Below are 24,649 nucleotides of genomic sequence, written 5' to 3' on the forward strand. Positions count from 1 at the left end.
AAGAGACGCCCACACCTGGCTCTAAAATACAAAACGCCCGATGAAGTACATCAGGCGTTTTAATCAAAATAAGTGTCAACTTATTTCAGGACTAGTCATCAATAGCGGGTTGTTAACCGCGTACTTTCATGCCTTTTTTCTCCATACCGCGATAAATAATCAGCATTTGAGCAATAGAGATAAGGTTAGACACGAGCCAGTATAGAACCAGACCTGATGGGAACCATAAGAAGAAAACCGAGAAGATTACTGGCATCCAGGTCATCATCTTTTGTTGCATCGGGTCGGTAACCGTCATTGGCTGTAGTTTCTGCATCAAGAACATACTCGCACCGAACAAGATAGGCAGTACGTAGTAAGGGTCTTTTGATGACAGGTCAGTTAGCCATAGGCCGAACTCAGCATGACGCAGCTCTGGCGACTCTAGGAATACATAGAACAGCGCCAAGAAGATTGGCATTTGCAGTAACAGCGGGAAACAGCCACCCATCGGGTTTACTTTTTCCTTCTTGTACATTTCCATCATGGCCTGACCGAACTTCTGGCGGTCATCACCGTAGCGCTCTTTCAGAGCTTGCATTTTCGGTTGCAGGGCACGCATCTTCGCCATAGAGGTGTACTGTGCTTTCGTTAATGGGAAGAGTAATGACTTCACCACAATAGTGATGGCGATAATAGCCAGACCCCAGTTACCTAAGAAGCTGTAAAGGAACTTAAGTAGGGTGAGCAATGGTTGTGAAATGAACCACAGCCAGCCATAGTCAACAGCCAAATCAAGGTTAGGGTGAATGGCTTCAAGGGCATCAGTGTCTTTAGGGCCCATATAGTAAGTGGCGCTGATGTCTGCGGTGCTATTGGCTGCCACCGTAATTGGCTCTGATTTTACACCAATTTGCGCAACTGAAGGCGTGATAAGGCGCATATAGACGGTGTTTTGTTGCTCTTGGTTTGGTACCCAGGCACTGACAAAGTAGTGCTGAAGAAAAGCGATATAGCCGCCTTGCGTGGTTTTATTTAATTGTTTGTCTTCAATATCAGAGAACGAGTATTTTTCATAATTTATCTCGTCTGTACCGTAAGCACCACCAAGGTAGCTTTGATCAATTAAACTGCCTTTTTCTTGCACTGTACGTTTAACTTGTGCAAACAACTGCACTTGCAGTGGCGATGCGGTGGTATTTTCTACGTTGTAGTCCATCGCTACATCGTACTGACCCTGTTTAAAGGTGTAAGTTTTAGTAAAGCGAACGCCTTGGTCATCAACGAAAGTCAGTGGCACCGTTAAGGTATCGCCATTGAGAGTATATTGTAGCTTCTCAGAGTCATACACTGGGCGTTCGGCCTGCGCATCAGGACCATTTAAACCAATTAAGCCACTTTGTGAGAAGTACTGATTGCCATCAAACTCCCCCAATAATAGGTAAGGAGTATCGCTGCCATGGGTTTCAGCGTGCTTAAGCAACTTAGTTTCGATGATGTCACCGCCCAAGGTATCAATTTTTACGGCAAATACATCGGTAGTCACTTCGATAATTTTACGGTCCACAGCAGTGGCAGTAAGGGAATTATCAACGTCTGATTGCGGTACATCTGACTGACCGGCCTGCTGGCTTTGCGTCTTTTGTTGCGTTTGGGCACTAGGCTGCTGCGGTTGGTTGTAGTCATTATTCCACTCTTGGAATAATAAAAACGACACCAACAACAGGCCGATTATTAAAAACGTGCGTTGCGATTCCATAACAGCTCTTATTTCTCGTCGTTTAGATTAATGATGGTTACGTTTGCTGGGTACGGGGTCATCCCCACCAGCATGTAAAGGATGGCATTTTACTATTCGTTTCGTTGCCAACCAACTGCCTTTTATTGCTCCGTGCATTTTTATAGCTTGCAGAGCATACGAAGAGCAGCTCGGATTAAAGCGACAACTGGGCCCAAGTAGGGGGCTTATCCACTTTTGATAACCTCTAATTACAATAATGAGGCTGTGTTTTGGTATAGCCAAAATATGGGCGATCATAGGTAAGCCTCAGTACTGAGCAGAGTGATTGTGAATACTCAGTGAGTGTCGATTAAAAGGTGAGCTAAAGATACCTGAAAAAGACGCTAAATTCTATGATTGCTGGCGCTTTTGCTGCCCATTAGGACGCTTTTTGCCATGACGTCTGGGTGGTGGCTTGTATCCTGGTTTACAACGCTCATTGATTTTTCGCCATAACTTATCAAGTTCAGCACGAATCTCGGCATTAGAACGCTCGTCAATACCGCGCTTAACCATAAGCACAATATCAATGTTATCTAACTGATGTTGATTGAGACGAAAACTCTCACGGGCGATACGCTTAATGCGGTTGCGTTGGTTGGCTTGCTTCACATTTTTTTTTGCTACGGTTAAACCAATGCGAGGATTATCTAAGTCGTTTGGTTTAGCTAGTAATGTGAATAGGGCGGTTGCTGCCCGAGCGGGCTCGTTAAAAATGCGGGAATAATGCGAGGGAGTTAACAGTCGTAACTCCCTGCCAAAGCGAAAGTCTTCCACTAATTAAGCAGAAAGTACTTTGCGGCCTTTAGCACGACGACGTGCTAGTACTTTACGGCCATTTGCTGACGCCATGCGAGCACGGAAACCGTGAGTACGCTTGCGCTTAAGTACGCTAGGTTGAAAAGTTCTTTTCATAACAATTCCATCCGATCGGTTAAGGTTTAAATTAACTGTGTGGGTCGCGATCCTCACACAGACGCAGACACTGCACAAAGCCAAGTGATTTACACCGGACAATAAGCGGTGCCTTAGCGAGCGCGGAATTCTATAGATAGTCTTGGTCAAAGTCAATGAAAATAACAGTGCTATAGGAGTAAGGGAGCGAAAAAATTGTGCTCAGATCGGCGAGCGATCCTAAAAAGATCGATGATTAATTGAAGTTTTCCACAGGCTCTGTTTAAAAAGTGCATAAATCCACTTAATAACCTTAATTGATCTTAAAAATTGAATACGATCAAACCCTAATTAATGGCCTGGCTAACTTCTATTTTTAAAATTTATATTAAATAAAAACAGTATCTTATGTAAATTTTGCGCAGGGAGCATAATTTCTAAAAAAATCAATATTGAAGTTGTGGATAAATAGGCGTCATAATGGACAGCCGGATCGCACCAAGGCGAAGATTCAGGGAAGACAAGCAACGACAACCTTCACCCGTGATGTACGGGTATCAATAATACAAACCTAATTTCGGGAGTACACTGTGTATCTGTCAGTTTGGCAAAGTTGTTTATATGTGTTGCAGGATGAACTACCGTCGCAACAATTTAGTATGTGGGTGCGCCCGCTCCAAGCTGAAAGTACAGACGACACTTTAACTATTTATGCGCCTAACCGTTTTGTGCTTGATTGGGTTCGCGAAAAGTACCTTAATCGGATCAATGAACTATTAGTTGAAATATGTGGTGACGAAGCTCCTGAATTGCGCTTTGACGTGGGCAGCAAACCGATACTCAACGGTAACACGCCCGCCCCCAGTAGTAATACAAATAATACCCAGGCAGCGAGTGCTAGCAGCGCTCCAGCGGTCACCCAAAGTGCGCAGGCACCTGCCGCCGTAGAACCGGCGCCCAAGTCACAGTACAAATCGAATATCAAAGAAAACTATACCTTTGACAATTTTGTTGAAGGTAAGTCAAACCAATTAGCTAAAGCAGCAGCCACACAGGTGGCGGATAACCCAGGTTCGGCATTTAATCCTGTCTTCATTTATGGTGGTACAGGCTTGGGTAAGACGCACTTACTGCACGCGGTGGGTAACGGTATTTTAGCGAAAAAAGAAAACGCTAAAATCGTTTATATGCATTCCGAGCGCTTCGTGCAAGATATGGTCAAAGCGCTGCAAAATAATGCCATTGAAGAGTTCAAGCGCTATTACCGCAGTGTTGATGCCTTACTTATTGATGATATTCAGTTTTTTGCTAATAAAGAGCGCTCTCAAGAAGAGTTCTTTCATACCTTTAATGCGCTGTTAGAAGGTAATCAGCAAATTATTCTGACTTCTGATAGATACCCAAAAGAAATTGAAGGCGTTGAAGACCGTCTTAAATCACGTTTTGGCTGGGGCTTAACTATTGCAATTGAGCCACCGGAGTTAGAAACTCGGGTGGCTATTTTGATGAAAAAAGCGCAGCAAAGTAAGATTAATTTACCCCATGAAGTGGCCTTCTTTATTGCCAAGAAACTGCGCTCAAATGTGCGCGAATTGGAAGGCGCACTTAATCGGGTCATCGCTAACGCAAACTTTACTGGGCGACCAATTTCAATCGACTTTGTTAAAGAAGCCTTACGCGATCTACTCGCTTTGCAAGATAAGTTGGTGACTATCGATAATATTCAACGCACAGTGGCAGAGTATTATCGAATTCGCGTATCAGATTTACTATCTAAACGCCGCAGCCGCTCTGTAGCTCGTCCACGACAAGTGGCCATGGCGCTATCTAAAGAATTAACCAATCACAGCCTGCCAGAAATAGGCGATGCCTTTGGTGGGCGTGATCACACAACCGTGCTGCATGCATGCCGCAAGGTTAAATCACTGCGTGAAGAAAATCACGAAGTGAAAGAAGACTATCAAAATCTAATAAGAACTTTGTCATCTTAAGGTCAGCCTTATGCAAATTACTATCGCTAGAGATCAGTTTTTAAAACCACTCATGCAAGTGTCTGGTGCTATTGAGAGAAAACATACCCTGCCAATTCTTTCAAACGTATTGCTAGAGGTGCGTGATGGTCAACTTTATATGACTGGGACAGACCTTGAGATAGAGCTTGTTGCCTCGGTCACTTTGGAGAAGCCCACTGCCGATACCAAGATTACTTTGCCAGCTAAAAAGCTCTTAGATATCTGTAAAAGCTTGCCTGATGGCAGTGACATCAATTTAAACTCGCAAGAGCATCAGGTGGTACTGACCAGTGGTAAAAGCCGTTTTGCGCTGTTGTCGTTGGCGGCCGAAGACTTTCCTAATTTAGAACAGTGGGATGGTGAGGTTGAGTTCCAGCTAAGCCGTATGGAGCTGAGAAAGCTACTCGAGAACACCCATTTTTCCATGGCGAATCAGGATGTTCGTTATTACCTTAATGGTATGTCATTTGAATTAGAGAATGATGAAATAAAAACCGTTGCCACCGATGGCCACCGCCTCGCATTAGCGTTTAAAAAATTACCTCAATCGCTTAATTCGCAGCGCCAACTTATAGTGCCACGCAAGGGCGTGCAAGAAATCATGCGGTTAATGCCGGCAGATGATAATCCTGTGACTATTCAGTTTGGTGCTAATCATATTCGAATTAGCGACGCAGAATTTACATTTACTAGTAAATTAGTTGATGGGCGCTTCCCTGATTATCGCCGCGTTTTACCTCGTGGGGGTGACAAGATTATCACTGCAAATCGGGAGTGGCTACGCAATGCTCTGCACCGAGTGTCTATCTTGTCTAACGAAAAGTTTCGTGGTGTGCGCTTAAATTTGAGTAATGGCTTATTAAAAGTCAGTGCCAATAACCCAGAGCAAGAACAGGCCGAAGAAGTTGTCGAGGTTATGTATCAAGGTGATGAGTTAGAAATCGGATTTAATGTTTCTTATTTGCTGGATGTTCTAAACACGGTAAAAACCGAAGACGTTACAATTACGCTTGCCGATTCGAATAGTAGTGCGCTGATGGAAGCGACAGGTGATAGTGAAGCGCTCTATGTTGTTATGCCTATGCGTCTATAGATAATGAGCATTACTTCTCTCAGCCTCAATGATTTTCGAAACGTTGAGGCTGTTTCTTTATCTCCCCAAGACATAAATATCATCTACGGGGAGAATGGCAGCGGCAAGACTAGTTTTCTCGAAGCCATATACTTCCTTTCCCATGGACGTTCTTTTCGTACCAACAAGTATCGCAACGTGATTCGTCATGGGGCGCAAAAATTTACTCTGCACGCAAAAAAGCACAGTAATAATCTCACCATCCCAATGGGGATAAGTAAAAACGTACAGGGTGAGACCCAAGTCCGTATTCAGGGAAAAGCAAGCCGACGTATATCAGATTTAGCCCAGGTATTGCCTGTGCAAGTTATCACACCTGAAAGTTACTCCTTCTTCTTTGGTGGACCGAAGGAGCGACGGGCATTTATTGATTTTGGTGTGTTCCACGTGGAACATGAGTTTTTAAATGCGTGGCAAAACTTTAACCGCATACTTAAGCAACGTAATGCTTTACTCAAACAAAGGCCCCGAGATATCAAGCTTCAACTTGCTGTATGGGACAGAGAATTTGTCCGTTTGGCGCAGCATATTACGGCGCTAAGAGAATCTTATATTGAGAGGTTTAAAGCGCATTTTTTTGATAGACTGTGTGCTGAACTTGAATTGATGCAAGGCCTGAAAATCGAGTTCCATTGCGGGTGGAAACAGTCAGATTCACTCGCTGATGTACTGTCAGAAAACCTCGAACGCGACCTTGCACGTGGATATACATCGAGAGGGCCCCACAAGGCGGATATAACGATAAAAACCGATGTGGGTGCAGCAGAGCATGTCTTTTCAAGAGGACAGCTAAAACTGCTTTTATATGCGCTTAAAGTAGCGCAAAATAGCTTAATTGAAAAAGAGACCGGGAAGCAGTCACTGTTGCTAATAGACGACTTACCCTCGGAGCTCAGTGAAGATACAAAGCGCAAGGTGGGCCAATTATTATCCCATTGCCAAGCGCAAATATTTATAACGACAATTGAGTCCGAAAGTGTCTCTGCTGTGTTAGAAGCTTTGGATAGAACTGAAGCTTTGTTCCACGTGAAACATGGCAAACTAATAACAAGATAGATGGAAACACCATGTCTGAAAATTACGATTCATCAAGTATTAAAGTACTGAAAGGATTAGATGCAGTACGAAAACGGCCAGGAATGTACATTGGTGATACCGATGATGGCACCGGTTTACACCATATGGTTTTCGAGGTCGTCGATAACTCAATCGATGAGGCATTAGCAGGGTACTGTGACGACATCTTCGTAACTATCCACACCGATGGCTCAGTATCAGTTCGCGACAATGGTCGTGGTATCCCAACTGAAATCCATGAAGAGGAAGGAGTCTCAGCGGCTGAGGTTATCATGACCGTACTACACGCCGGTGGTAAATTTGATGATAACTCATACAAGGTATCCGGTGGTCTGCATGGTGTAGGTGTTTCGGTTGTTAACGCATTATCAGAAAAGCTGGCGCTGGAAATTCGCCGCGAAGGTAAATTACATAAGCAAACCTACACCATGGGTGAGCCTGATGCGCCGCTTTCTGTGATTGGTGATTCGGAAACCTCAGGCACAGAAATTCGCTTCTGGCCGAGCTCAGAAACATTCAGCGATATTAACTTCCATTACGATATTTTAGCTAAACGCTTACGAGAATTATCATTTCTGAACTCTGGCGTATCTATCATTTTGACCGATGAGCGCGAGGAAGATAAGCGTGACCACTTTAAATATGAAGGTGGTATACAAGCTTTCGTTGAATACTTGAACCGCAAGAAAACACCAGTTCATCAAAATGTTTTCCACTTCACCCATGAGCGTGAAGATGGCATCAGCGTTGAAGTATCTATGCAGTGGAACGATGGCTTCCAAGAAAGTATTTTCTGCTTTACCAATAATATTCCTCAACGTGATGGTGGAACGCACTTAGCCGGTTTCCGTGCAGCGCTCACCCGTACATTGAATGGTTATATGGAAAAAGAAGGCCTTAACAAAAAAGCCAATGCGTCGACCAGTGGCGATGATGCCCGTGAAGGTCTAACCGCAGTTGTTAGCGTTAAAGTGCCAGATCCTAAGTTCTCATCGCAAACCAAAGATAAACTTGTTTCCAGCGAAGTGAAATCTGCTGTTGAGCAAGCGATGGCCGAAAAGTTAGGTGAGTTCTTACTTGAGAACCCAAGTGATGCAAAAGTCGTTGTCAGTAAAATAATTGACGCCGCACGTGCGCGTGAAGCAGCGCGTAAAGCGCGTGAAATGACGCGTCGTAAAGGAGCCATGGATTTAGCCGGCCTACCTGGTAAGCTCGCTGATTGCCAAGAGAAAGACCCTGCGGAGTCTGAACTTTACATAGTGGAGGGTGACTCAGCGGGTGGCTCTGCGAAGCAGGGGCGCAATCGTAAAAACCAAGCTATCTTGCCACTTAAGGGTAAAATCCTAAACGTTGAAAAAGCCCGTTTTGATAAAATGCTTAGCTCGCAAGAGGTGGCTACGCTCATTACGGCGTTAGGTTGTGGTATTGGCCGTGATGAATACGACCCTGAAAAGCTTCGCTATCATCGTATCATTATCATGACCGATGCTGACGTAGATGGCTCGCACATCCGTACTCTGCTACTGACTTTCTTTTATCGTCAAATGCCAGAAATTATTGAACGTGGTTATGTCTATATTGCTCAGCCACCGCTGTACAAAATTAAAAAAGGTAAGCAAGAGCGGTATATCAAAGATGATAATGCACTCGTTGAGTACTTAACTTCTCTCGCACTAAACGGTGCCGCACTGTATACCAGTGAGGGAGCAAATGCCATTCAAGATAACGCGCTAGAGAATCTAGTTCGCGATTATCAGAGCACCGAAAAAGTCATTGAACGTTTAGCGAGAAAGTACCCATCTTCAATGATGAATAGCTTAATCTACCAACCTCGTATTAGTGAGTCTGAGCTTGATAATGAAGAGAAAGTGTTAGCATGGACGAAAACACTGGTAGAAGATTTAATTGCTAAAGATGAAGATGCGGCTATTTTCAGCGCACACACGCAATTCGACGAAGAGCGTAAACTCTATTATCCGCTGATCAATATTCGTCAGCACGGGGTTGATAAAGTCTATGTACTGAACCACGATTTCTTAACCTCCAAAGATTATCAGCGTATTAGTGTTACAGGTGAGAAAATCACAGACCTGATGCAAGAAGGCGCTTATGTTCAACGCGGGGAGAAAACGCAGCCAGTGAGCAGCTTTGTTGAAGCACTAGAGTGGTTAATTGCCGATTCTAAGCGTGGCCTATACACCCAACGCTACAAAGGACTGGGTGAGATGAATCCTGAGCAGCTGTGGGAAACGACGATGGATCCTAGTGCTCGCCGCATGCTTAAAGTGACCATTGAAGACGCTATAGCGGCAGACCAATTGTTTGCAACTCTAATGGGTGACCAAGTAGAGCCGCGCCGTGACTTTATCGAGCAAAACGCACTTCGTGTTGTGAATCTAGATGTGTAGAAATACAGCTTAATAACGATATAACTAAAAGCCCTTACATAAACATATAAGGGCTTTTTTATTGATTTAATACTTAATATTAAAGATGGATAATATCATCGGCATTGCCATCTGGATCGTTCAACGCCGATCCGTCTGTGCCTGGATTACCATTGCTCATAACGATCACCGCGCACGCCGCTGGTGAGGCCATTGATGTGCCAGACATTGTGCTGTTGCCACCCCCTTGGCGTGTAGAAAGAATACCGATTCCAGGTGCGGCATAATCGATAGGTGGGTTGCCAAAGTTACTGAAAGTAGCAAAGCGGTCGCTGCTATCTGTTGCTGAAATAGTATAAACCCGGTTATGGGAAGCGCTCGCTAGAGAGACATTATTGGTATCTTGGCTTTTATTGCCTGCGGCCACTACAAAAAAGGCTCCCGATAGTTGTGCGGCATTTTCGACCGCATCGTTAAGTTCCTGATTAAAGCCTCCACCTAAACTCATATTTGCACAGTCGCCTGGTGAGGCATTAGCGGCGACATGATCAATACTTGCTAATACCCCAGACCAGCTGCCAGAACCGTGAGAATCGAGTACTTTTACAGGGACCACATCAGCACCTGCAGCAACACCAACAACATCGATACCGTTGTTAACAGCAGCGATAGTGCCGGCGACATGAGTACCATGACTATTGCCATCATTCATGTCTGCGTCACGCCCTTTAGTAAAAGCGGTAAAGCCACGGTTAGCATCAACGTTGAGGTCAGCATGGTCTAAGTCAATACCGGTATCGAGTACCCACGCGGTATAGCCAGAACCATCCACTGGACCTCCAACACGCGGACGCTTCAAAGCGTTTGTTGAGATTGACTGTCGCCGCCAGGTCAACCTTTTTTTGCTGGCAAGGCATAGGCAATGCCATCCTCGGTGAAGCGCGTCACATCGCCCTCGTCTGCAAATACCGTTTTCGCTTCAGCGCAGTTCATATTAACAGCCATAGCTTTGGTCGCATTTTTATATAGGTGTTTGGCTTGAGCTTTTGCCTTAGTCAACATACCGCGTGCTTTACCTTCGACATCAAAGCGAGAAACCGAGTCATTAAAACGGATAATACAGGTATTATCGATCTCCATCTGTGCCGCTGTATCAGTAAAACTAGGGACGCTTTGTGCAGTGGCTATACCGGTGGATGCAGCGAATACCGCTGTGGCTAAAAGTGTCTTTTTCATTTCGAATCCTATCTTAGTTATATTTTATTGGTCACTATTGCTGTTAACGCCAATTTAACAAACTCAGGCTGCTTTGCTGATAATGGAATAAAGAAGAATTAAAAATGCTAATAATAAATTAGATGTGAAGAAATAATTCAGTGGTGGTTAAATGAATAGATTATGAATGTGAAAGGAAGGGGCTGTTAGCTACAGAGCCACTGTAAAAGAAACTGCTTAAAACACGGCGTGGCAGCAGGTATACTGTGAGCAATAAAACCGCACTCAAAGCAGCAGAATCTAACCTCATTATGCAAAAATACGACTTACAAACCTTTCAGGGCCTTATCCTAGCGTTACAGGATTACTGGGCACAGCAGGGCTGTGTTATTGCACAGCCTTTTGATCTAGAAGTGGGCGCAGGCACGTTTCATCCACTCACCTTTTTAAAAGCCGTTGGCCCAGAGCCAATGTCGAGTGCGTATGTGCAGCCTTGTCGCCGTCCTACCGATGGCCGCTACGGTGAAAACCCTAACCGCCTACAGCATTACTATCAATTTCAGGTAGTTTTAAAGCCGTCTCCGGACAATATCCAGGACCTATACTTGGGCTCACTCGCTGCATTGGGAATTGACACACTTAAGAATGAAGTCCGTTTTGTTGAAGACAACTGGGAATCTCCAACTCTCGGTGCTTGGGGATTAGGATGGGAAGTGTGGCTAAATGGCATGGAAGTTACGCAGTTCACCTATTTCCAGCAAGTAGGGGGGCTTGAGTGTGCGCCAGTAACCGGCGAAATCACCTATGGTCTAGAGCGTTTAGCCATGTATATTCAAGGTGTGGACAGTATTTACGACCTCGTGTGGGCTGACGGTCCGATGGGCAAAGTGACCTATGGTGATGTTTTCCACCAAAACGAAGTAGAGCAGTCGAAATACAATTTCGAACATGCCGACGTTGATGCGCTATTTAAGCAATTCGACCAGTGCGAAAAAGAAAGTCAAAAACTCATAGAAGCAGAGTTGCCATTACCAGCTTATGAGCAAGTGATGAAGGCATCGCACGCATTCAACCTTCTCGATGCACGTCACGCTATCTCAGTGACAGAGAGACAACGTTATATTCTGCGCGTTAGAGCCTTATCTAAAGCCTGTGCAGAAAGTTACTACGCGGCGCGTGAAGCGCTCGGATTCCCGCTGTGTAAGGATTAAGAATACCTATGTTACAACAGAATCTTTTAGTTGAAATTGGTACTGAAGAGTTACCACCGAAATCACTGCGCACACTTGCAGAAGCCTTTGCTGATGCATTAACCGCACAACTGGACGAGCTTACTCTCGGGCACCAAGGTGTGCAGTGGTATGCATCGCCTCGCCGGTTGGGGTTGATGGTGTTGCAACTGGACGAAAAACAACAAGACAAAGTGGTCGAGAAGCGTGGCCCAGCAGTCAAAGCTGCGTTTGACGCCGATGGCAACCCAACCAAAGCGGCATTGGGTTGGGCTCGTGGCTGTGGTATTGAAGTCAGCGACGCGGAGCGCCATATCACCGATAAAGGCGAGTGGTTACTACACAAGGCCAATGTTCCTGGTCAGGCGGTACAAGAGCTGATTGTAGACGCCGTAGCTAAGGCATTAACTAAACTACCTATCCCTAAACCTATGCGTTGGGGAGCTAACAAGACTCAGTTTATTCGCCCGGTACACACCGCGACCATTTTCTACGGTGCAAGCTTAGTTCAGGGTGAAATTCTTGGTAAAGCGATCGGTAACGAGCTTCAGGGGCATCGCTTCCATCACCCAGAGAAAGTCGCTATTCATCACGCCGATGAGGCGCTAGTTAAGCTGAAGGAAGCCTACGTTGTCGCGGATTACGAGGCGCGCAAAGCGATGATCCGTAATCAAATTGATGCCGCTGCAGCAAAAGTGGGTGCCCAGGTCGCGATGGATGAAGAATTGTTAGAGGAAGTGACCTCGCTGGTTGAATGGCCGGTGACGTTAACCGCCTCTTTTGAAGAAGAGTTCTTGGATGTGCCAGATGAAGCACTGATCTACACCATGAAAGACGACCAAAAATACTTCCCGCTGCTTGATAGCAATGGCAAGCTGATTAATAAATTCTTATTTGTTTCCAATATTGAGAGTAAAGACCCAAGTGTAGTGATCTCTGGAAATGAGAAAGTCGTGCGCCCACGTTTGGCGGATGCACAGTTCTTTTATGAGGCAGATAAAAAGAAAACATTGGAAAGCCGCTTAGCGTCTCTTGATTCCGTGTTGTTCCAAAAACAACTAGGTACCCTGAAAGATAAATCAGAGCGTATCAGCGCGCTTTCGGGCTACATTGCCGAGCAATTGAGTGCCGATAAAGCCTTAGCTGAGCGGGCCGGTTTACTAAGTAAAACCGATCTGATGACAGAGATGGTGATGGAGTTCACTGATGTTCAAGGCGTGATGGGGATGCATTATGCACGTCATGACGGCGAGCATGAAGATGTCGCCAATGCCATGAACGAGCAATATATGCCGCGTTTCTCTGGGGATGAATTACCGCATAGCACTATCGCTTGTGCTGTGGCTCTGGCTGATAAGTTCGACACCTTAGTGGGTATTTTTGGTATCGGCCAAGCTCCGAAAGGTGACAAGGACCCATTTGCCCTGCGTCGTGCAGCAATTGGCGCGCTTCGGATCATGGTAGAGAAGCAACTACCTTTAGATGTGCTTGATATTATCGCCAAAGCACAGCAACTGTTTGCTGATAAGCTCAGTAACAGTAATGTCGCTGAGGATGTGTTTGATTTCCTCCTAGGGCGTTTCCGTACTTGGTATCAAGAGCAGGGTATTGCCGTTGATGTAATCCAGGCTGTGTTGGCGCGTCGACCTTCTAAACCCCTTGATTTCGACCTGCGTGTAAAGGCGGTAAGCCATTTCCGTAGCTTAGAGCCTGCAGAAGCGCTGGCAGCGGCAAATAAACGAGTGGGTAACATCCTCAGCAAAAATGACATCAAGGAAGTCGGTGCCATTGATAAAGCGTTACTTCAAGAGCCTGCCGAGCAGACTTTGGCTGAGCAAGTAGCAGCCTATCAAGCGAAATTATCGCCATTGTACGAACAGGGTGATTATCAGCAGGCATTAAGTGAATTGGCGAATATACGTCAAAGTGTTGATGCCTTTTTCGATAACGTAATGGTGATGGCTGACGATGATGCCGTTAAGAACAATCGCTTGGCGCTATTGTCACAATTACAATCGCTGTTTCTGCAAGTTGCTGACATTTCTGTTTTACAGAAATAGTGAGCATTTTTCATAGTGATAGTAAAAGCCAGCATTAAGCTGGCTTTTTTATTGAAGCCTTTGCACTAATTTCTTAGACTGGAGAAAAGTGCGCTTAAAGTGGAAACAAATAATAATGACAAAGCAAATTCCGTTACTCGTTTCAGCCTTACTATTGGGGGCTTGCTCAAGCTCAGTGACTATCGATGATATCGTGCCTGCTGAAGAAGTGAAAAAGCCGTTATTCTTGCGTGGCGATTTCTCGTTGTGGGATGCACAGCCAGAGTATCAAATGCAACGGGTGGCGCCAGCCATCTATGAGACCAAAATTCGCTTCTCTACGCCGGGGAAGGCCTATGAGTTCAAAATAGCCGATGCCCAGTGGAGTGCTGGTTATAATTGCGGTTATCTTGACGAAGGGCTCGATAAAACGTTAGAGCTTGGCCTACCGGTTCAGGCAGACTGCAACAGTGTGTACAACTATTTTAGCTTTACGCCAGAAGAGAAAGGTTGGTACAAAGTGTCTATCAATTTCTCACGCTTTAAAAAGCCCTTGGTAACAGTCAACCAAGTGTTTGAATAAGGCCTACTGGCCTTTTCTGATCAAATACTGATACGGGGCTTGTTCGGTTTTCTGGGCCACCAAGGTGTGGTCCATAAAACGACAAAAACTGGGAATATCACGAGTCGTTGAAGGGTCATCAGCGGTGATTAGCAGGGTCTCGCCTTGGCGCATTTTGCGCACGGTACCGCGCACCATCATCACCGGTTCGGGGCAACGTAGGCCCATGGCGTCAAGAACATGGTCAGCTTGGTCAAAGTTCATTGGTGTCGTTGCCTTAGAATAAAAGCGCTAGTTTACCCAAACTTTAGATAAGAAAAAAGGCGGGAGCAATAATGCTTAACCCGCCTTTTTGTCACCAAATTGATGTGGCTATGGACGTTCGAACACCGTAGCTATACCTTGGCCTAAACCAATACACATGGTTGCAAGGCCGTATTTAGCGTCCTTATCTTCCATAATATTGATAAGCGTGGTGCTAATACGCGAACCAGAGCAACCCAATGGATGCCCAAGTGCAATTGCTCCGCCATTTAGATTCACTTTTTCATCGACCTTATCCAGTAGACCTAAGTCTTTAAGCACTGGTAAAGACTGCGCTGCGAATGCTTCATTAAGCTCAGCAACGTCAATATCATCAATGCTGATACCTGCCTGTGCCAATGCTTTCTTAGTCGCAGGGACCGGACCATAACCCATGATTGATGGATCGCAGCCGGCGACCGCCATTGACTTAACACGAGCACGAATTGGCAAGCCTAGCTCTTTAGCTTTGTCTTCACTCATAACCAACATGGCAGAAGCACCGTCAGACAACGCTGAAGATGTGCCTGCAGTGACGCTACCAGAAGCCGGGTTAAATACAGGACGAAGCTGAGATAAACCCTCGACGGTGGTTTCTGGACGAATAACTTCATCATCTTCAACCAAGGTCAATGCACCACTTTCATCATGGCCTTCCATCGGCAGAATCTCGCTTTTAAAGCGACCTTCTACTGTGGCTGCATGAGCTCGTTGGTGTGAGCGAGCGCCGAACTGGTCCTGTTGCTCGCGGCTAATACCGTGCAAGGTGGCAAGGTATTCAGCGGTTAGGCCCATCACACCTGCGGCTTGAGCTACAGAAGTAGCGAGCCCTGGGTGGAAATCATTACCATGGGTCATCGGTACATGGCCCATATGCTCCACACCTCCGATAAGGTAAGTGTCGCCAGCACCGGTCATAATTGCGCGTGCCGCATCATGCAACGCTTGCATTGATGAGCCGCATAACCGGTTTACAGTAACTGCTGGCACTGTGTGTGGAATACCTGCCAACAGTGCGGCGTTACGGCCGACGTTAAAGCCTTGTTCTAAGGTTTGCTGTACACAACCCCAATAGATATCGTCTATTGACGCAGGATCCACAGCAGGGTTGCGCTCTAACAGGCCTTTCATCAAGTGGGCACTAAGGTCCTCAGCACGCTTGTGGCGGAATACGCCATTTTTTGAGCGGCCCATAGGTGTACGAATACAATCGACGATGACAACATTATTCATGATTATTGTCCCTCCACTTGATAAAACACGCGGCCTTGCTCGGCCCATTGACGTGTTTGGTCAGATACTTGGTAAATCGCACCAAGGTGTGCGTACTTATCGGCAGTTGCTACAAAGTTAGCTAGGCCGACTTGGTCTAAATAGCGGAATACACCGCCTCTGAACGGCGGGAAGCCAATACCATATACCAATGCCATGTCTGCTTCTTGAGGTGAAGCAATGATGTTTTCTTGAAGGCAAAGTAATACTTCGTTGATCATCGGCACCATACAGCGGTCGATCATTTCCTGCTTATCAACGTCTTTCTCACTGTCGCTCAGCGTTGATAGTAATTTTAACGCCTCGTCATCATGGCTCTTCTTCAAACGGCCACGGCGATCAGGGGCATAGCTGTAGAAGCCTTTGCCATTTTTCTGACCGTAGCGTTTAGCTTCTGCAAATACGGCGACCGGATCTTTCTCTTGGCGAGCCATACGCTCAGGGAAGCCTTCAGCCATCACGCCAGTACAATGGAAAGCGGTATCAATACCTACCACGTCTAGTAGGTAGGCGGGCCCCATCGGCCAACCAAAGACATTTTCCATGACTTTATCGATTTTTGCGAAGCTGATTCCTTCGCTGACCATTTTGCTGAAGCCAGCAAAGTAGGGGAATAGCACACGGTTTACGAAAAACCCAGGGCAGTCATTCACAACGATGGGCGACTTACCTAGCTTAAGGGCATAGTCGACTACAGCGTTGACGGTATCTTCTGAGGTTTTCTCGCCACGAATCACCTCTACCAAAGGCATCTTTGGAACGGGGTTGAAAAAGTGCATACCGCAGAATTTTTCAGGTTTTTCTAGCGCTGTGGCAAGTTCATCAATACGAATTGTCGACGTGTTTGATGTTAGTACGGCATTGTCACCTAAGGTTTTTTCAAGGTCGCTTAATACCGCTTTTTTCACCTTCGGATTCTCAACCACGGCTTCAACTACGATATCAGCACTTTGCACATCCGCATCGTTGAGAGTCGGTTTGATTTTTCCTAGTACGCCGACCATCTTATCCATGTTCATATGGCCGCGTTTTACTTTTTTACCAAGTAGCTTTGCTGCCTCGCCCATACCTAAGTCGAGAGCATCTTGGTTAATGTCTTTCATGACAATAGGTGTGCCTTTGTAGGCTGACTGGTAAGCAATACCGCCGCCCATAATGCCCGCACCTAGTACCGCAGCTTGGTTGATGGTGACACTACTACCCTTGGCTTGCTTTTTAGCTTTGCCTTTAATGAACTGATCGTTCAAGAAAATACCGGTTAGCGCAGCAGCTTCATTGGTTTTAGCCAGCTTGGCGAAGTTGGCATTTTCTACTGCCATGGCTTCGTCGCGACTCATATTTGCGGCTTCTTTAATGGTTTTCACTGCAAGCACTGGCGCTGGGTAGTGGCCTTTAGTTTTGCCCATAACCATGCCTTCGGCCATGGCAAAGCTCATGCCTTGCTCTACCTTATTCATCTTCAATGGCGCTTGTTTCGTTGCGCGGCGCTTTTGCCAATCAAGCTTACCCGCAATAGCTTGCTCCAGCATGTTGATACATGCATCAACAAGCGTGTCATCAGTAACCACAGCATCAAGTGCGCCTACTTTTAGTGCATCATTGGCACGGTTTTCCTGACCCGTAGTGATCCAAGTCATGGCATTGTCTGCACCGATGATACGAGGTAAACGCACGGTGCCACCAAAGCCTGGCATGATACCCAGTTTGGTCTCAGGTAAACCGATCTTAGCTTTGCTGCTACCAACACGGAAATCGGTCGCCAGAACCCACTCACAGCCACCGCCAAGAGCCATGCCATTGATGGCACTGATAGTAGGGAAAGGTAAGTCTTCTAAAGCATCAAACACATCGGTTGCGTTTTTAATCCAGCTTACAAGCTCTTGCTCTGGTCTTTGGAAAGTGGGTAGGAATTCAAAAATATCAGCACCAACGATGAAGTGATCTTTATCGCTGGTAAATACCATGCCTTTAATGTCGTCACGTTGACGTAATTCTTTGATGGCCTCTAAGCAGTCATTTAAGGTTTGTTGAGATAGTTTATTCACTGAACCAGGTACAGTGAACTTAAACTCAGCAATTTGGTCCTTTATAAAAGAGACTACAAAGGAATCGCTCTGAAATATCATGGGTATCTCCCTTTGTTTCATGTGAAACTGGTACGATGAGTTGGGTTTTCGATCAGTGTCGCGTCTTTAATCCGAAAATGCAATGAAAATTTCCGGCTAAAATTTACATTCGGTTAAAAATTAACGCTGATACGAGATGCGACCAAAACACGTATAGATGCGGTTACTAAAGGTCAAAACTCATCCATTAATGTAGTACAGTTAAGATGGTTCGTTGAACCAATAATGGTAACGTGCCTTTTTGAGCATTTTTAGTGTTATTCCGTTACCTGTGTTTCGCGCGATAAAACGTAGGATTATCATGAAACGATTTATACATGTGTTACTGGCTGCATCCCTACTGCACGCCTCTAGTGCTTCTTTAGCCAGTGACAATGACGATTTTTTAGAGGCGGAAAAGGTGGCCTGGTCAGGCAACTATAAAGAGTTTAAGCGCCTCAATAGCCAACTCGATCACCCTCTTAAGCCTTATGTCGAGATGGCCTTTTATAAACGCCATCCGCAGTTAAAATATCAAACAGAAATAGAGCGCTTTTTGAGCGTGTACCAAAATACTCCCCTCGAGTGGCCGGTGCGTCGAGCCTGGCTTAACTACCTAGCTAAAAGAGGGCGAAAAGCCGACTTTGTTGCTAATTATCAACCCACAAGCGATGCGCAGTTAAAGTGCCAGTACCTAGATTTTCAATTGCAACTAGGCGCCCCTGAGCGAGCAATATTAGCGCAAGTTGCTGATCTATGGGTGGTTGGGCAATCTCAACCGAAACAGTGTGACTCCTTATTCGCTAAGTGGCGTGATGCTGGGATGCAAACTCCACAACGGGTATGGCAACGGGTAGGGTTGGCAGCTCGAGAGGGCGAACACCACTTGCTGCGCTACCTGAAAACGTTGCTACCGAAAAATGAGCGTTATTTAGCTGATTTATATTCTGCGGTGCGCAAAGACCCCAGTGCTGCAGCAGGTTTGTACCGATTCAAAAACAAAAGCAGCAAAGAAGCGGAAATTGCCCATTATGGCGTTAAGCGTTTGGTATGGCGAGATCCGGAACTAGCGATTCGAGCATGGACCAAACTCGATAACATGTTCACTTTTACCGACGAGCAACGTCAGGAAATTAACTATGCTTTTGCTTATGCATTGGCGGTAAAACAACATGATGAAGCGAAATTTTGGTTAAATAAAGTGCCCGATGCGGGCCATGATAAAAAGCTAATGCAGTGGCATCTGGCAAATATGCTCAGAGAGCAAGATTGGCCAGGGATATCAGCTTACTTCACTAATAAAACCAATCTCAGCAATGGCCATAAATACTGGCTTGCATACAGCTATTTTCGTCAAGGGCGGGCACAAGAGGCCCAAGATATATGGCTGCCGCTGGCACAACAACGAGATTATTATGGCTTTCTTGCCGCCGCACGCTTGGACCAACCGGTTAACCTTAATAGTAAACAGTTGATGTTGCCGCCTGGGTTGAAGGAAAAGGTGGCTCAGGCGCCAGGCTTCAAACGCGCCAAACGTTTGCATGAACTGAAGCGCTACACCAGCGCGCGCAGGGAATGGAATTACCTAATAGATACGTCAAGTGAAGCGGAGAAACTAGCGGCTTCGGTATTAGCCGGTGAACAAGGCTGGCATGACAGTACCATCTTTACATTAGCGCGTATAAAGGCTTGGGATTACGTGGATTTACGCTTCCCTGATGCATTCACCGACTTATTTAAGCGCTATAGCCGCCGCAACAAGGTGGATATGGATTGGAGTATTGCTATTGCTCGGCGTGAGAGCTCTTTTGCTCCGGATGCCCGCTCTCGGGCCAACGCCCGGGGCTTAATGCAGCTTCTTCCTAGCACCGCGAAGTACATTAATCGTAGTACCGTGTCTTCACGGCGTTTGTACGAGCCCAGCACTAATATCAATTTGGGCACCAAGTACCTCAAGTATTTAGAGGGTAAAACTAATGGCAACCAAGTGCTAGCAACAGCGTCTTACAATGCGGGTTATCACCGTGTACGTAAATGGTTACCGGATCAAGCTATGCCTGCGGAGCTGTGGATTGAATTGATCCCGTATCGGGAAACGCGCGACTATGTCAAAAATGTATTTGCTTATCGGCAAGTATACCTTACTAAACAAGGCAAAAATGAAAACATCCTAGCGTCTATTCTTGATATGCGCATAGGTGGTTAGCCGCACAGCTGGCGGCTGTGATAGACTGCAGTTAATAATATTTAGCAAAGTGGGTGATACATGAATAAATTAGCGGTGTTATACGCTGAACATATTGCAACCTTGCAAAAGCGCACGCGCGAAATTATCGAACGCGAAAACCTAGACGGTGTTGTTTTCCATTCTGGCCAAGCTAAGCGCCAGTTCTTAGACGATATGTACTACCCGTTTAAGGTGAATCCACAATTTAAGGCCTGGTTGCCAGTGATAGATAATCCACATTGCTGGATTGTCGCGAATGGCACTGATAAGCCAAAGCTGATTTTCTATCGCCCTGTGGACTTTTGGCACAAGGTCCCCGATGAGCCGAATGAGTATTGGGCTGACTACTTTGATATTGAACTGCTGGTGAAACCGGATCAGGTAGAAAAGTTACTACCCTATGATAAGGCGCGATTTGCATATATTGGCGAATACTTGGAAGTCGCTCAAGCTTTGGGTTTTGAGCTGATGAATCCGGAGCCGGTAATGAACTTTTATCATTACCACCGTGCCTACAAAACGCAGTACGAACTTGCTTGTATGCGTGAGGCGAATAAAATCGCTGTACAAGGTCACAAAGCTGCGCGAGATGCGTTTTTTCAAGGCAAGTCCGAATTTGAAATTCAACAAGCCTACCTGTTAGCGACCCAACACAGCGAAAATGACACGCCTTACGGCAACATTGTGGCGCTAAATGAAAACTGCGCCATTTTGCACTACACGCACTTTGATCGTGTTGCTCCTGCTACCCATCGTTCTTTTTTGATTGACGCTGGCGCCAACTTCAATGGTTACGCAGCCGATATTACTCGAACCTATGACTTTACTGGTGAAGGGGAATTTGCTGAGCTTGTTGCCACCATGAAGCAGCACCAAATTGCGCTATGTAACCAGTTGGCACCTGGCAAGTTATATGGTGAGTTACACCTTGATTGTCACCAACGTGTGGCGCAAACACTGAGTGACTTTAACATCGTTAACTTATCGGCCGATGAGATCGTTGCCAAAGGCATTACCTCAACGTTCTTCCCACATGGTTTAGGCCATCATATTGGTTTACAAGTACATGATGTGGGTGGTTTTATGGCTGACGAGCAGGGCGCACACCAAGAGCCGCCTGAAGGTCACCCATTCCTGCGTTGCACGCGTAAGATTGAAGCGAATCAAGTATTTACCATTGAACCTGGGTTGTACTTTATTGATTCCTTGCTCGGTGATTTAGCAGCGACAGATAATAATCAGCATATTAATTGGGACAAGGTCGCAGAGCTTAATCCTTTCGGTGGTATTCGTATTGAGGACAATATCATTGTTCACGAAGACAGCCTTGAGAATATGACTCGCGAGCTAGAGCTCGATTAACCACCCATTCACTGCGGGGCCTAAGTGCTCCGCAGTTTGCTATCAATGATCCTGCCGTTATGTCTGAATACTCATACCCTAGTGAGCCATTAAGTTACGAAGAAGAAATCAAAAAGAGCACTTTTATTGTGCATGTGGCGCACACGCCGGATATTAGTGCGGCGAAGGACTTTATCGTCGATATTAATCGCCGTTACCCCGATGCCCGTCATAACTGCTGGGCTCATGTAGCAGGGGCTCCAGGAGGCAGCCATGTGTATGGCTTTTCTGATGATGGCGAGCCCAATGGGACTGCTGGCAAACCAATGCTGAATGTGCTCCAAGGCAGTGGCCTTGGCGAAATTTGTGCTGTGACAACGCGTTACTTCGGTGGTATTAAGCTTGGGACCGGTGGGTTGGTTCGTGCCTATGGTGGTACGCTTAATAACGCGCTGGCGCAACTAGTTACCCAGGTTAAGGTGCCTAGTGTGATACTCATTGGCGACAGTGACTATGCTCTACAGGGAGTCATAGAGCAAAGGTTGCAAACTCACTATCAAGTCCTTGATATTGAGAAGCAATACGATAGCGCCATTCGTTGGCAGATATGTATTGATGAGCGCCAAAGCGATGCAGCGATAAAAGATATCTTTGATTTAAGCCACGGTACTGTTGAGTTAAAAATAAAACAGTAAGACAATAACATGCAAACAAAAGTCACGGCGATGCGCTAGATGCAATACCGCACGATAATAAAAATACTGGGCCAGCTGGTGGCGTTATTCAGCATCACTATGGTGCCGCCAGCCTTGGTCTCACTAATATACAAAGATGGTGGCGGCTTACCTTTTATTCTCGCTTTTGTCTTTAGCGTCATTGCTGGCTTAATTGCCTACTACCCCAACCGTAATGAGCATGGAGATTTAAAGGCTCGGGAAGGCTTTTTAATTGTGGTGTTGTTTTGGCTGGTGCTGGGCTCGTTCGCATCTTTACCGCTGATTTTTCTAGATGCACCCAAGTTATCAATGGCAGACGCCGTATTTGAGGCGTTTTCTGGGCTGACCACTACCGGTGCGACTGTACTTACAGGCATAGAATATTTACCTAAGTCGGTGCTTTTCTATCGCCAGCAATTACAATGGCTGGGCGGTATGGGGATCATCGTACTTGCCGTTGCCGTGCTCCCTATGCTTGGTGTGGGTGGGATGCAGCTGTACCGTGCTGAGACGCCAGGGCCGGTGAAAGATTCAAAAATGACACCACGAATTGCCGATACGGCAAAACACCTGTGGTATATCTATGTCTCGCTTACCTTAACTTGCACGCTGGCTTATTGGGTTGCGGGAATGAATTGGTTTGATGCGATTTGTCATGCCTTTTCAACCATAGCCATTGGCGGTTTCTCTACCTATGATGCGTCGATGGGGCACTTTGATAGCCCCGTGATTAACCTAATCTGTGTGGTGTTTTTGCTAATTGCGGCAATCAACTTTTCACTGCACTACGCAGCGGTGGCCAGTCGTAGTGGCAAAGTTTATTTGCGCGACCCTGAGTTTAAAGCATTTGTTCTGATTCAAGTGGCACTCATCATTATCTGTTTCGCAGTGCTTTCCTCTAATAACATTTACGCTAATGGTGATGAAACTCTCGACCAGGCGATGTTTCAGGCCGTTTCCATCAGTACCACCGCCGGTTTTGCGACCGATAACTTCTCTGCTTGGCCGCTGTTTCTGCCTATGCTGCTGATCTTTTCCAGTTTTATTGGTGGCTGTGCGGGCTCCACAGGCGGGGGAATGAAAGTAGTGAGGGTGTTTTTACTGTACTTACAAGGTATCCGGGAGCTTAACCGTTTGGTCCACCCGCGCGCCATCTATTCGATTAAGCTAGGTCGTAAAGCCCTACCAGATAAGGTTGTAGAGGCGGTATGGGGCTTTTTCTCTGCCTATGCCTTGGTGTTTGTAATTATTATGATCAGCCTGATGGGGACGGGGCTAGATAATATCACTGCCTTCTCGGCGACCGCCGCCTGCCTTAATAACCTTGGTCCAGGCTTGGGTGAAGTAGCCGCTCACTATGGTGACATTAGTGATAGCGCAAAGTGGATCCTGACATTGGCAATGGTCTTTGGCCGGTTAGAGATATTTACTCTCCTCGTGCTGTTTACCCCAACATTCTGGCGTGGGTGAGGCACGGTCGCTTGCGACAGCGAGTGACTTAACGTCACTCGTTGAGGGCCGAACGCGAAGGCGTGGATGCCTGAGCCGGGCGTCGCTTCAGGATGAATTCCTGCCACCATGCTCTCCCTTTTCTATCTCATGGCTGTGACTTAACGTCACTCATTGAGTGGCGTTGAGGCGTGGATGCCTAGCGTAGGCACTCAATTGTTTTTTATCTCTTCTGTATTTCTTTTTGTCCTAAATTCCATTTCTTTACTGAACCAAAGATGCGTTGTTGCTAAAAAGCAACACAACGCTTGGTGTGCAGTCGGGGCTCAATCAAAATCCCCTTACAAATAGTCATTTAAATTTTAAGTTGCTGAATTTTATAAAAATAAACATAAAAAATAATTTATGAGAATGATGGCATTACACTTTCATTCAGTTAAAAGTCACCTTCAGCTCAATCCAGGCAGGTAATTGGCTGAATTCAAGGTGAGAAGTTGCAAAATAACCTCTTGAAAAATATAGATATTATATTTTAAGCCTGAACTGTGTCGCAAAAGAGCAACAGAAAAACATAGTGTAACGGCTCTTAACTCCCCTGATTTACATATACCTCCATGATAAATAATGCTTTTTTAATGTTGGCACCGGACTTGTAATAGTCAGGGTGAGTTTAAAACGCAGTAGCAATTAGCACAGAACGTTACTGACAAAGATTTCAACAAGTAAAGAAGGATATTGATTATGAAACGCATGACTTCAACTTTAGCACTTATCACTTTAGCAGCTTCAAGCGCAGCGTTTGCAGCAGATTTCTCTACTTTAGATGCAGACGGCAATGGCGCTATCAGCAAGCAAGAAGCAGCAGTGGATGCAGAGCTTAGCAAACACTTCGACAAGCTAGATACCGATGGTAACGGTGAGCTGTCAAAA

General features: G+C 45.9%; 21 protein-coding genes. 12 read left to right on the forward strand and 9 right to left on the reverse strand.

Annotation, left to right across the window (positions count from 1 at the left end; all coding sequences use genetic code 11):
* Positions 1-112: 112 nt before the first annotated feature.
* The 4 genes from yidC to rpmH form a co-directional block, all read right to left on the reverse strand.
* Positions 113-1,738: a membrane protein insertase YidC gene (gene yidC / locus MHM93_RS18725; RefSeq protein ID WP_239450159.1), complete on the reverse strand. Its 1,626-nt coding sequence runs from the start codon at positions 1,736-1,738 to the stop codon at positions 113-115.
* A 27-nt stretch (positions 1,739-1,765) separates the two neighbouring features.
* Entirely contained in the window at positions 1,766-2,017 is a 252-nt protein-coding gene (gene yidD, locus MHM93_RS18730; protein ID WP_082079318.1) for a membrane protein insertion efficiency factor YidD, read from the reverse strand.
* Between the two features lie 93 nt (positions 2,018-2,110).
* Entirely contained in the window at positions 2,111-2,536 is a 426-nt protein-coding gene (gene rnpA, locus MHM93_RS18735) for a ribonuclease P protein component (RefSeq protein WP_022944874.1), read from the reverse strand.
* Positions 2,537-2,539: 3 nt separating this feature from the next.
* Positions 2,540-2,674, reverse strand: coding sequence for a 50S ribosomal protein L34 (gene rpmH, locus MHM93_RS18740; protein WP_045980711.1), 135 nt, complete (start codon positions 2,672-2,674; stop codon positions 2,540-2,542).
* Between the two features lie 569 nt (positions 2,675-3,243).
* On the opposite strand from rpmH, the gene dnaA reads away from it, so the two are divergent.
* From dnaA to gyrB, 4 genes are read left to right on the forward strand one after another with little or no spacing between them, the layout of a single operon-like run.
* Positions 3,244-4,644, forward strand: coding sequence for a chromosomal replication initiator protein DnaA (dnaA, locus tag MHM93_RS18745; RefSeq protein ID WP_026111101.1), 1,401 nt, complete (start codon positions 3,244-3,246; stop codon positions 4,642-4,644).
* A gap of 10 nt (positions 4,645-4,654) precedes the next feature.
* Positions 4,655-5,758 carry a DNA polymerase III subunit beta gene (gene dnaN / locus MHM93_RS18750; protein WP_022944872.1) on the forward strand — a complete coding sequence of 368 codons (1,104 nt, stop codon included), beginning with the start codon at positions 4,655-4,657 and terminating at the stop codon, positions 5,756-5,758.
* A gap of 3 nt (positions 5,759-5,761) precedes the next feature.
* Positions 5,762-6,853, forward strand: a complete 1,092-nt coding sequence (gene recF / locus MHM93_RS18755; RefSeq protein WP_239450160.1) for a DNA replication/repair protein RecF — start codon at positions 5,762-5,764, stop codon at positions 6,851-6,853.
* 11 nt (positions 6,854-6,864) lie between these two features.
* Complete coding sequence (gene gyrB / locus MHM93_RS18760; protein WP_239450161.1) at positions 6,865-9,282, forward strand: DNA topoisomerase (ATP-hydrolyzing) subunit B; 2,418 nt, start codon at positions 6,865-6,867, stop codon at positions 9,280-9,282.
* A 79-nt stretch (positions 9,283-9,361) separates the two neighbouring features.
* Here the strand turns inward: gyrB and MHM93_RS18765 are convergent, their stop codons facing one another.
* A complete protein-coding gene (locus MHM93_RS18765; protein ID WP_239450162.1) occupies positions 9,362-10,093 on the reverse strand; it encodes a S8 family serine peptidase in 732 nt (243 codons plus the stop codon).
* Positions 10,094-10,152: 59 nt separating this feature from the next.
* Positions 10,153-10,497 (reverse strand): hypothetical protein, encoded by a 345-nt coding sequence (locus tag MHM93_RS18770; protein ID WP_239450163.1) that lies wholly within the window; start codon positions 10,495-10,497, stop codon positions 10,153-10,155.
* A 290-nt stretch (positions 10,498-10,787) separates the two neighbouring features.
* On the opposite strand from MHM93_RS18770, the gene glyQ reads away from it, so the two are divergent.
* From glyQ to MHM93_RS18785, 3 genes are all read left to right on the forward strand, one after another.
* Complete coding sequence (glyQ, locus tag MHM93_RS18775; RefSeq protein WP_239450170.1) at positions 10,788-11,687, forward strand: glycine--tRNA ligase subunit alpha; 900 nt, start codon at positions 10,788-10,790, stop codon at positions 11,685-11,687.
* Between the two features lie 8 nt (positions 11,688-11,695).
* Positions 11,696-13,765, forward strand: coding sequence for a glycine--tRNA ligase subunit beta (glyS, locus tag MHM93_RS18780; protein WP_239450164.1), 2,070 nt, complete (start codon positions 11,696-11,698; stop codon positions 13,763-13,765).
* Between the two features lie 109 nt (positions 13,766-13,874).
* Complete coding sequence (locus tag MHM93_RS18785) at positions 13,875-14,327, forward strand: hypothetical protein (RefSeq protein WP_053911106.1); 453 nt, start codon at positions 13,875-13,877, stop codon at positions 14,325-14,327.
* A gap of 3 nt (positions 14,328-14,330) precedes the next feature.
* Here MHM93_RS18785 and tusA read toward each other — a convergent pair whose 3' ends face one another.
* The 3 genes from tusA to fadB form a co-directional block, all read right to left on the reverse strand.
* On the reverse strand, positions 14,331-14,570 hold the full coding sequence (gene tusA, locus MHM93_RS18790) for a sulfurtransferase TusA (RefSeq protein ID WP_022944865.1): 240 nt from the start codon (positions 14,568-14,570) through the stop codon (positions 14,331-14,333).
* 108 nt (positions 14,571-14,678) lie between these two features.
* On the reverse strand, positions 14,679-15,842 hold the full coding sequence (gene fadA, locus MHM93_RS18795; protein WP_045979470.1) for an acetyl-CoA C-acyltransferase FadA: 1,164 nt from the start codon (positions 15,840-15,842) through the stop codon (positions 14,679-14,681).
* Between the two features lie 2 nt (positions 15,843-15,844).
* Positions 15,845-18,007, reverse strand: coding sequence for a fatty acid oxidation complex subunit alpha FadB (gene fadB, locus MHM93_RS18800; protein ID WP_239450165.1), 2,163 nt, complete (start codon positions 18,005-18,007; stop codon positions 15,845-15,847).
* 301 nt (positions 18,008-18,308) lie between these two features.
* Between fadB and MHM93_RS18805 the strand changes: the two genes are divergently transcribed.
* From MHM93_RS18805 to MHM93_RS18825, 5 genes are all read left to right on the forward strand, one after another.
* Complete coding sequence (locus MHM93_RS18805; RefSeq protein ID WP_053910995.1) at positions 18,309-20,192, forward strand: transglycosylase SLT domain-containing protein; 1,884 nt, start codon at positions 18,309-18,311, stop codon at positions 20,190-20,192.
* A 60-nt stretch (positions 20,193-20,252) separates the two neighbouring features.
* On the forward strand, positions 20,253-21,575 hold the full coding sequence (gene pepQ, locus MHM93_RS18810) for a Xaa-Pro dipeptidase (RefSeq protein WP_239450166.1): 1,323 nt from the start codon (positions 20,253-20,255) through the stop codon (positions 21,573-21,575).
* A gap of 59 nt (positions 21,576-21,634) precedes the next feature.
* Positions 21,635-22,249 carry a YigZ family protein gene (locus tag MHM93_RS18815; protein WP_239450167.1) on the forward strand — a complete coding sequence of 205 codons (615 nt, stop codon included), beginning with the start codon at positions 21,635-21,637 and terminating at the stop codon, positions 22,247-22,249.
* A 39-nt stretch (positions 22,250-22,288) separates the two neighbouring features.
* Positions 22,289-23,740: a TrkH family potassium uptake protein gene (locus MHM93_RS18820; protein ID WP_239450168.1), complete on the forward strand. Its 1,452-nt coding sequence runs from the start codon at positions 22,289-22,291 to the stop codon at positions 23,738-23,740.
* Positions 23,741-24,460: 720 nt separating this feature from the next.
* Positions 24,461-24,649: calmodulin (locus tag MHM93_RS18825; RefSeq protein ID WP_239450169.1), on the forward strand; the 189-nt coding region annotated here is incomplete at its 3' end.

The sequence above is a fragment of the Pseudoalteromonas sp. MM17-2 genome (assembly GCF_022347945.1).
Lineage (GTDB): Bacteria > Pseudomonadota > Gammaproteobacteria > Enterobacterales > Alteromonadaceae > Pseudoalteromonas > Pseudoalteromonas ruthenica.